The 6,077-nt window shown below is 35.6% G+C and carries 10 protein-coding genes and 2 pseudogenes; all 12 read right to left on the bottom strand.

Annotated features, from left to right (window positions below; translation table 11 throughout):
* Positions 1–837, bottom strand: an 837-nt coding sequence (locus C564_RS0127290; protein WP_018767570.1) for a lysozyme family protein, incomplete at its 3' end; no start/stop codon positions are given.
* A 239-nt stretch (positions 838–1,076) separates the two neighbouring features.
* Positions 1,077–1,463 (bottom strand): hypothetical protein, encoded by a 387-nt coding sequence (locus tag C564_RS0127285; protein WP_018767569.1) that lies wholly within the window; start codon positions 1,461–1,463, stop codon positions 1,077–1,079.
* Between the two features lie 167 nt (positions 1,464–1,630).
* The gene (locus C564_RS37820) at positions 1,631–1,753 is read right to left on the bottom strand and encodes a Fur-regulated basic protein FbpA (RefSeq protein WP_231382364.1); all 123 of its coding nucleotides are present in this window, start codon (positions 1,751–1,753) and stop codon (positions 1,631–1,633) included.
* Between the two features lie 18 nt (positions 1,754–1,771).
* On the bottom strand, positions 1,772–1,969 hold the full coding sequence (locus C564_RS0127270; protein WP_018767566.1) for a hypothetical protein: 198 nt from the start codon (positions 1,967–1,969) through the stop codon (positions 1,772–1,774).
* An 11-nt stretch (positions 1,970–1,980) separates the two neighbouring features.
* Positions 1,981–2,212 (bottom strand): annotated as a pseudogene (locus C564_RS33825) (hypothetical protein).
* Between the two features lie 2 nt (positions 2,213–2,214).
* Positions 2,215–3,021, bottom strand: a complete 807-nt coding sequence (locus tag C564_RS0127260) for an ATP-binding protein (RefSeq protein ID WP_018767564.1) — start codon at positions 3,019–3,021, stop codon at positions 2,215–2,217.
* Positions 2,957–3,805, bottom strand: coding sequence for a conserved phage C-terminal domain-containing protein (locus C564_RS0127255; protein WP_018767563.1), 849 nt, complete (start codon positions 3,803–3,805; stop codon positions 2,957–2,959). The genes C564_RS0127260 and C564_RS0127255 overlap by 65 nt, the downstream gene beginning before the upstream one ends.
* Positions 3,806–3,902: 97 nt before the next feature.
* Positions 3,903–3,986, bottom strand: a pseudogene (locus tag C564_RS37815) (DUF1071 domain-containing protein); the annotation flags it as partial.
* A gap of 15 nt (positions 3,987–4,001) precedes the next feature.
* Positions 4,002–4,178, bottom strand: coding sequence for a hypothetical protein (locus C564_RS37020; protein ID WP_018767561.1), 177 nt, complete (start codon positions 4,176–4,178; stop codon positions 4,002–4,004).
* Between the two features lies 1 nt (position 4,179).
* The gene (locus C564_RS0127240; protein WP_018767560.1) at positions 4,180–4,380 is read right to left on the bottom strand and encodes a hypothetical protein; all 201 of its coding nucleotides are present in this window, start codon (positions 4,378–4,380) and stop codon (positions 4,180–4,182) included.
* A 606-nt stretch (positions 4,381–4,986) separates the two neighbouring features.
* Entirely contained in the window at positions 4,987–5,760 is a 774-nt protein-coding gene (locus C564_RS0127230; protein WP_018767558.1) for a phage repressor protein/antirepressor Ant, read from the bottom strand.
* Between the two features lie 5 nt (positions 5,761–5,765).
* Positions 5,766–6,023: a helix-turn-helix transcriptional regulator gene (locus C564_RS32720; RefSeq protein ID WP_051107083.1), complete on the bottom strand. Its 258-nt coding sequence runs from the start codon at positions 6,021–6,023 to the stop codon at positions 5,766–5,768.
* Positions 6,024–6,077 lie beyond the last annotated feature (54 nt).

Raw genomic sequence — 6,077 nt, 5'->3', positions numbered from 1 at the left:
TGTGTTAATACCGTAATCAGGAGCGTATTTTGAATAAGCCTTGAACCATTGAACATCAACATTTTTTTGTGGAACCCATTGCTCATTGCCAAGGCAAAGCATATTTTCATCTCCCCCCAACCAATAACCAGCAAGAATTAAATATGGAGTTTTATCTTTGATGCTACCTCTTACTAATCCATTAACTGGTTTTGTGAAAAGGTTAACTCCATATCCGACAGGATACTTAGAAACTGCAATGCCTATACCCTCTGGTTGCAGCGTACCGCCACCAGTTCCTTCATCAAAATTCACATATTGTTTAACAATTTCAGCATAGAAAAAATTCCCACCATTTTTATATCGATAGCCACCATTGTATGCCACAGCGATAGGTTGACTATACCGAACCATAGCACCAGTTGTATTTCCAAGAGATGGTGCAACAACAGTTTTAGAATACTGATCTGCCACCGGTAGTGAGTGCTGTTTATTGTTAGAAGCTAACCAACGGATGTAAGCACGTCCAAAATTATATGTTTGAACAATAGCACTTAAATCATTAATACCGTACTTCTTTGCATCTGCAAAGGATCCTTTTAAGTGCATTACTCCGTAATGAATTGACTCCTTAGGGTTGTCAATTGAGTTCATAGGCCTTCCTTGGGATTCGCTTGACTGCATAATATCGGGGGTCTGTTCGGAATTCCCACCACTTTCCACCATAATAATTCCAAGCACATAAGGCACTAACTCAGGTACACCTTGTGCAGTACATTCTTGTTCTACCATTGTCTGCCATCTTAAAACCGCTTGCGGCAGATTCACTGTTTTAGCTGAAGCAACTAATTGATCCATTACTAAACATCTCCTTATCCTTCTTATTATTTTCCGTCTAAAAACCTACTTCTTTACTGAGTACATCTAACTGCTAAATGCTCCTTGTTCTGTAAAACTAGTTCCTAGTACTCATCTTGGTTCATAAGAAAAAGAGCAACCATAAAATAGTTGCCCTTTCGTGAAAACCTTATATTACTACTATAAATCATTTTTTCAATGGTTTCTGTACACCACATGTAATCTACATAAAGGTAACATTAAAATTCATCTAGAAACTTGACAATCTTTTTTATTTCAGCATGCTTACGTCGGATATAGCCTGTACTATAATGCAAATCAAAAGCTATTTGTTCTAAAGTCATTCCGTCCACATATTTCATTTTTAGTATTCGATTTTCTAATCCTGTAAACTTACTAATCAAATACTTTAAATCGTACATAGCATTCATCTTATGAGCTAATTCATATTCAATTGCTTCAATATGTCCTTCTACTTTCGCACCGTCCGATTCAGCAGTTAAACGAACATCCCGTAAATCACCACTAATCCAGCGTTTTAATTCAGCTTTTGTTTTATCTAAATTGTAGTCCAAATAAGCAATATCTTCTTCTAATTTCTGATAGTCTTTCATCCATTCAAACAAATGATGATTCACCTACTTTCTATGTGAAAAACAACAAATCTCATAAAACATGTTTATTTTTTTCGTTCTAAGACGTTTTACCACGCTGAAGACCAATGGCATTCAGAAAGAAAAACAACTTCAATAATTTATAGATGTTTTTCTCATACAATTCATCTGCTAATTCCTTACTCATTTTCCCCATCTCCTTTTAATAGATCCAAAAGTTCTTGCTCGCTCATTTCATAAAGCTGCCGTCCTGTATCTTCTTCCGTATAAACCTCTTTATGTAATAACACATCGATATAAATTTATTTCCTGTCCATTACCTAAATCATACCTTTCACATAGTCTTCCTTCAGATCTCGCACCAACATAATTTCCTTCGGCCCCACTTCATGCCCTAGCGAATTCACCTTCCTCGCATGTGCCTCGCCATACAGCGTCACACGCGATATAGCGATACGCTGCCCTGTCTTCTTATGCGTCCAAAAACCGTGTAGTCTTGCCCGTTCCTTTGCTGTCATGGCTTATCCTCCTAGCTAATTTGTTTTCTCTTTCTTTTCCTCTTATTCGCTTGTAATGTAGCCGCCAAATCCATATCCCATTTCCCCTCCATTTGCATTTGATAAGCTATTCCCAACGTCATGACGTCTTTCATCCACTTCTTCAGGACTCTGATTACCTGCTGTGCAAATACATGGCGCAAATTGATAACAGCCATTCCCCATGTCGTTCCTAATAACTCCCGTTTCTTTACATGCACACATTGTTATTCCCCCTTTTTGAAGTTTCGCAATCTATAATTATCGCCAAACATTTCTAGCATTTCTGCGTTTTCCATCATTCTGCTAAAATCTCGTTCTCCGTACATTTCTGCTAATTGGCCTACGTTGAAATTTGTTGTAAATAAAGTACTTTTTCCTATACGACTATCTACAATTTCATTTGTCTTCGTTTGCTTCCAGGTAACGCCCTCTTTATCTTTTTCTGTAAACTCTGCTCCAAAATCATCGATAATAAGTAGGTCTACTTTAGCAAGGAGAGACATAAGCTTGTCCTCTGTTAATTCACTATTTTTATTCCATGTAGATTTGATTTTGGTAAACAGCTTATTCATTTGGATGAACATTGCACTATATCCACGCTTCATTAATTCCTTTGTAGCTGCTACGCACAAATGACTTTTACCCACTCCGTAATCTCCAGTTATAATCATGCTCGTTGGATCTTCTTTGCTATATGTAAAAACGAAGTTCATGATTGTCTCTTTAGCATCTGCTAATTCCTTTGTAGGTGGTGCATAGTTATCAAAAGTAGCCTTCTTTAATTTGTCATTGATTAGGCTATTATCTGCGAATGAATCGTATAAACTAATGACTTGGTTCCTCTTTTGTATTACAAGCGTTTCCTGAGCTAACTGGACGTCCTGAGGAGCGATTTCTTTGCAATGCCAGCAATAAGTTTTGTTATTTTCATCAAGAAACTTTTTCCTTCTACATAAATCACATCTTTCATTTGCGACCTTTGGTAAAGTCATATTTACTGATGAATCTACTATCTTTGCCACTACTTGCATTCGAACTCGCTCCTTTTTTAGGTTGTTGGTTTAAGTATTCTTCAAATTTCGTTCCGAATAATGTTGATGGTCTTAAATATTGGTTATACTCTTCATCTGTTAACCAATGAGAAGCTTTTATATCAATTACTTTCTTGAAATCTTCTATAGTAAAACCTTGATTAAATCTCGCTTTAATTAGGTCTTTTGTTTTGGCTGTTTTGTATTTATAAGATTTACCTGCTTTTTCATTAAGATAAGAAACAATATCTTCATAAGGGATGCAGTCTTTTGACCGTTCTTTTTGGTCAGAAGACATATTATCTTCTAATGTAGTACTCTTTGTTGTAGTCTCTGTAGTAATCTCTGTTAAAGAATTTACTGTTTCGGTAAGTTCCATTTCACCCAAAGGGGAATTTGGAATTTCCCCAAAGGTTAAAATCCATTTCACCCTTTCGGTAACTTCGGAAATATTTAATTTAATGTGATTTGTAGGAGCACCATTAAATTTGAACTTTTGAACTTCTACAAATCCTTTATCGATTAAGATTTTAATTGCTCGATCATATTGTTTAGGAGTAATCCTTATCTCGTTACGCCAATCTTCACGACCTTTAGCAAGCCAAAACTCTCCGTTATTCTTAACCCTTAATTTGCTCTTTCCTTGTTCATTAGGCATGTACCAGTAAACAATTTGACCCAATAAAATCCCTGCAATTAAATCCCCAGTGATATCAACATAAGCGAGTCGCACCATATAACCGCTTCTTGCAAATGTTTCTAGTTGAAATATGTTGCTACTCATTTAGTTCACCATCTTCATCATCACGCATTCTCCCTTTCACATACCGCTATGTCGCCTTTAACACTGATTACTCTGTATCCTGGATAGCAATCGGGAGTAGTGTACTCAATCGCCCTTTCTTTTCAACATGTTCCGAACAATCTATTTGAGCTAACTTAGAAAAATAATTTTCAGTAGTCATATGAATCTCTCTCTTTTAAAATGGTGTTACTTCCGTTTGTTTGCTAACTTCATACACTTCTATCAGTGCCTGTAATCCGTATTCATAAGCCACAACCATCGATGCAGTGTTATCTTCATCACTTTGCTTATATCTTTCAACTAAACTCCTAAGAATTTGAATTTCAGCTTCGATTTTGTTTTGTAAATTCATCTTATTCACCTGCGACTTTCTTCATGGAATGGCCTACAACATATTCCTCAACGCATTCTGTTGAATTGTGTATAAAATCGCCTTCAAAATCCAAGTACTCTTCACCAAAATAAATCTCTTGAGAGCAACCTTCGCAATTCCCAATAGAATCATTCACTGATGAATCATGAGGATTTCCAATTAACATCGGATTTTCAATCATTTCCACATTCCTCCTTATTTAAGAAGAGAAACAAAATATGTTATAATATAAGTACTAATACTTTTATCTTGTTTCTCCAAAACCGTCTTAGGGGTAGGACGGTTTTTTATTTCTCAACATATAGACTGAATATTCTGTATTATTGTTGTATTAATCTTGATAAGTCTCTGATAAAATATGAAGTGCATATCGAAATATCTCTTTCTTCAAGCCTGTGCCTCCCCGTACAGGTTTTTTTATATGTTCTTAAAATCGTCAAAATCACTTTGATGTTTCATAAAAAGTTCGTGATATTATATTGGTACAAAGTCATGTGTTCCCTTAACCCAAAACCTTAGTGATGCCCTGTAACCCTTGACAGGGCTTTTTATGTATCTTTTTTAGCTAGAGTTATATAATAATTGCCACACTGTTATGTAACCCTCTAGCCTTTAATGCGTTTACTATTTCAATGATTTTCTTCGTATTTGTCACGCTGCTCTTTGGTCATTACTCCTCATCCTTCATGAACAATTTGGCTATCCGCTCCATCACATACCCTAGTCCAGCAAAACAAGCTATAACCACCACTACCATGAATAGTGAGAATGTACTTTCTTCCACTACTTAGATCGCCTCCTGACTAAGAAACTTATTAATAAAGTAAAACTGGCCTTTTCCTGTAACTTTTGGTGTGAATGATGTTACGAATTCACCTTCACTATTTGTTCTTACAAATTCTTGTGACTCGAATAATCCTAAATCCATTGCATACTGAGTAGGTGTGTTGTACATGCTTCCTCTTTTCTTGCAAAGGTAGCCGTTTTCTCTCAACCATTCGAAGAGTCTGTTTTGACCTGTTTCTATTCCTTTTTGTTTCATTAGAATCGCTAACTGCTTTATGCTGATTAGATTCGTTGAAACTTGGACTGCTTGAGCAAATGTTACTAAAGGTTGTTGCTGTAATACTTTTCGTTCAGCATCAAAGCGCCTCTCTTTTTCTTCTTTTAAATTAGTGAGAAGACCGATCATGAAGTCTGGATTAGTTACCACTTGTTCTAGTACTTGATCTGTCATGTATGCTCCGTGTTTACGGATTGTTGGAAGAACTTCTTCAAATACCCATTTTTCAAATTGCTCCGCTTGTGGAAGTTTTGATTTTACGATTAAGCGGTATAAATTGGATTCATTGATGAATTTTTTTCTTTGTTGTCCACTATTAGTAGAGACTAACGTTTCGTTCACCCCTTCAGATTTGCAATGATCTTTAATTGCTTTGTGTGGATTTGAATACCCTAATGCTTTAGCGACATCTGTTGCCGGAAAGTATTCTTTTCCATCTTTAATAAGAATTCCTAAGTTCCCGAACATACTGTGTGAAAATTTTTTGAGTTCATTCATTTGGTTTACTCCTTTTCTATTTTATAAACCATAGGTTTACTTCGATTGTTAAAAAAAAGTTCTTTAGGATTTTCCTCAAGAGCTATTGCGATTTTTAGCGCTAAGTCTATTTTTAATGTTCTTTTGTTGTTTTCGATATACCAGTAGTGCATTTTAGTAATTCCGACTTTATTGGCAACATCTTGGCAAGACATTCCTTTTTCTAGTCGTTTTTGTTTTAACTGATGCAAGTTATTTCCTCCCTTCGTTGCCTGTAATTTCATTATAAGTAAACTTAAGGTTTATTTCAAGTTCTTTTTTCAAAAAACTATATGATT

The organism is Bacillus sp. 105MF (assembly GCF_000374885.1).
Taxonomy (GTDB): domain Bacteria; phylum Bacillota; class Bacilli; order Bacillales; family Bacillaceae_G; genus Bacillus_A; species Bacillus_A pseudomycoides.
Note: the sequence above shows the minus strand (reverse complement) of the source record. Positions and strands in the feature narration are given on the sequence as shown.

Coding starts and splice junctions, on each gene's coding strand:
- C564_RS32720 (WP_051107083.1), bottom strand. CDS start 6,023: ATGAAATTACAGGCAACGAAGGGAGGAAATAACTTGCATCAGTTAAAA.
- C564_RS0127255 (WP_018767563.1), bottom strand. CDS start 3,805: ATGAGTAGCAACATATTTCAACTAGAAACATTTGCAAGAAGCGGTTAT.
- C564_RS0127270 (WP_018767566.1), bottom strand. CDS start 1,969: ATGACAGCAAAGGAACGGGCAAGACTACACGGTTTTTGGACGCATAAG.
- C564_RS0127240 (WP_018767560.1), bottom strand. CDS start 4,380: ATGATTGAAAATCCGATGTTAATTGGAAATCCTCATGATTCATCAGTG.
- C564_RS0127260 (WP_018767564.1), bottom strand. CDS start 3,021: ATGCAAGTAGTGGCAAAGATAGTAGATTCATCAGTAAATATGACTTTA.
- C564_RS37020 (WP_018767561.1), bottom strand. CDS start 4,178: ATGAATTTACAAAACAAAATCGAAGCTGAAATTCAAATTCTTAGGAGT.
- C564_RS0127230 (WP_018767558.1), bottom strand. CDS start 5,760: ATGAATGAACTCAAAAAATTTTCACACAGTATGTTCGGGAACTTAGGA.